Here is a 2,150-nt window from a genome sequence, read left to right as displayed (position 1 = left end):
ATCTGCATCTCCTCCTCGCGGCTGTAGATAAAACAGACTGGTCGTCCTGTTAGTTTTGCGCCGAGGATGGCGATCGGCTCGACGATGACGTCGACCTTGCCGCCAAAACCGCCGCCGACTGTGCCGCCGACGAAATGCAATTTGCTGCCCGGCATCTGCAGGATGATCGAGGTGTTGTCGAGCGTGAAGAACATCGCCTGCGTGTTGGTGTAGCAGGTGAAGCGGTCATTGCCCTCGGGCGCCACCACGCAGCCGGTGGTCTCGGTCGGCGCGTGCTCGATCGGCGAAGACTGGTAGCTCTGCTCCAGTATGTGGTCGGCGCCGGCGAAGCCCGCCTCGACATCGCCGAAGCGCACCTTACGGCACTCGCCGCTATCATAGAGGTAATAATTCTGGCCGTGATATTCGTTGACCAGCGGCGCGTCGGGTTTCAGCGCCTCTTCCATGTCGAAGACGGCCGGCAGCACCTCATAGTCGACCTTGACCTTGGCTGCGGCCTCTTGTGCCGCGCGCTCGGTTTCGGCCAGCACCGCCACCACGGCCTCGCCCTTCCAGCGCACCTTGCCGTCGGCAAGCACCGTCTCGTCCTCCGGCCCGATCTGGATCAGGATCAGGATGGTGTAGACATTGTGCGGCACATCCTTGGCGGTCAGAATTTTCACCACGCCTGGATGTTTCTCCGCCTCGGAGGTGTCGATCGAGCGGATGCGGGCATGGTGATGCGGGCTGCGCACCATCTTCAGGTGCAGCATGCCGGGAAAGTTGCGGTCGGCGAAAAAGGCGGTCTTGCCGGTGACATGGCCGGGTGAATCCGAGCGCGGCCGCGGCTGGCCGATCTCGTGCAGATCATCCTTGCGGACATCGGCGAAGTAGCTCTTGCGCAGTTCCATTTTTTGTAACCTCAAGCCGCGTTCTGAGAGTTGGACCGCGCGGCGGTGAGCACCGCCTGGATGATCGGCTCGTAGCCGGTGCAGCGGCAGATGTTGCCCGACAGCGCCTCGACCACCTCGTCGCGGCTGGGATTGGGCGTGTGGTCGAGCAGCGCCTTGGCCGCCATGATCATGCCCGGCGTGCAGAAGCCGCATTGCGTGGCGAACGTGTCGAGGAAGGCGCGCTGCAACGGGTGCAGCACGCCGCCTTCCGCAAGACCGGATGTCGTGGTGATGGTTGCACCATTGCAGGTCTCGGCCAGCGTCAGGCAGGAGAGCCGGAGTTCGCCGTCGATGATGACCGAACAGGCACCACAAGTGCCCTGATGACAGCCGCCCTTCGGCGAGGTGTCACCGATCTTGTCGCGCAGCGCCTGAAGCAGCGTCGTGCCGCTGTCGATGAATTCGGCCTTTTCCGAGCCGTTGAGCGTGAATTGAACCGGAACCTTTGCCATGTTTTCCTCCCAGCGCGCCTGCCCGAACCAGCGGACAGACGCGCGCCCCCGAACAAATATTATGCGAGCAGCAACCGCCCGAGATGAACCGGCAGGACTTCGGCGCGATACCAGGCGCTGGCGATCGGGTCGGTGATGGGCGAGGTGCCATCACCGGCCGCGGCCAAGGCCGGCGCGATACCGTCAGCGGTCAGCGTTCGGCCGATCAGCGCTTTTTCCGCCGCCCTGGCGCGCATGGGCCGATCCGCCATGCAGCCGAGCGCGATCCGCGCCGAGGTCACGGAGCCATCCGACGACAGTTCCAGAGCACCGGCTATGCTGAGCACGGAGACGCCCTTGGGCTTTACCCTCGACACTTTCAGGAAGCGGAAACTGTCGGCCTTCGGAAGCGTGAAGCTCACGGAAGTGACGACGACGCGGCTGCCGCCCCGATTGGCCAGAAAAGTCTCGATCGGCGTTTCACCGTCATCGGTGCTGACCGTCGCATCGAGCGCCAGCAGGGCAACAGCGAAATCGCCATACGGGCTCGGGGCAAAAAGATTGCCGCCGACGGTCGCCATGTTGCGGATGGCCGGGCCTCCGACGGCACGGGCGGCCTTGGCGAGCGTGCCAAGCTCCGGATGGTCGGCGATCGCCGCCATCGTCACCGAAGCGCCGATGCGGACTTTATCGCCGGCAACGGCGATGGTGGACAAAGACGGCTCGGTCGACCTGACAAGGCCGGAAACCGAAACGTCGCCTTCATTGGCCGCGCGGACAACCAGCG

The 2,150-nt window shown here is 64.0% G+C and carries 3 protein-coding genes; all 3 read right to left on the bottom strand.

Annotated features, from left to right (window positions below):
* Positions 1–890 (bottom strand): molybdopterin cofactor-binding domain-containing protein (locus tag EN991_RS33610; protein WP_164769571.1); only part of this gene is annotated, 890 nt, incomplete at its 3' end.
* Between the two features lie 11 nt (positions 891–901).
* Positions 902–1,384 (bottom strand): (2Fe-2S)-binding protein, encoded by a 483-nt coding sequence (locus EN991_RS33605; RefSeq protein ID WP_127370349.1) that lies wholly within the window; start codon positions 1,382–1,384, stop codon positions 902–904.
* A 59-nt stretch (positions 1,385–1,443) separates the two neighbouring features.
* The coding region (locus EN991_RS33600) for an FAD binding domain-containing protein (RefSeq protein WP_127370348.1) at positions 1,444–2,150 on the bottom strand (707 nt) is incomplete at its 5' end.

It is taken from the genome of Mesorhizobium sp. M7A.F.Ca.US.005.03.2.1 (genome assembly GCF_003997795.1).
GTDB classification, from domain to species: Bacteria; Pseudomonadota; Alphaproteobacteria; order Rhizobiales; family Rhizobiaceae; genus Mesorhizobium; species Mesorhizobium ciceri.
The sequence above is the reverse complement of the archived record's forward strand: the minus strand, read 5'-3'. Positions and strand labels throughout refer to the sequence as shown.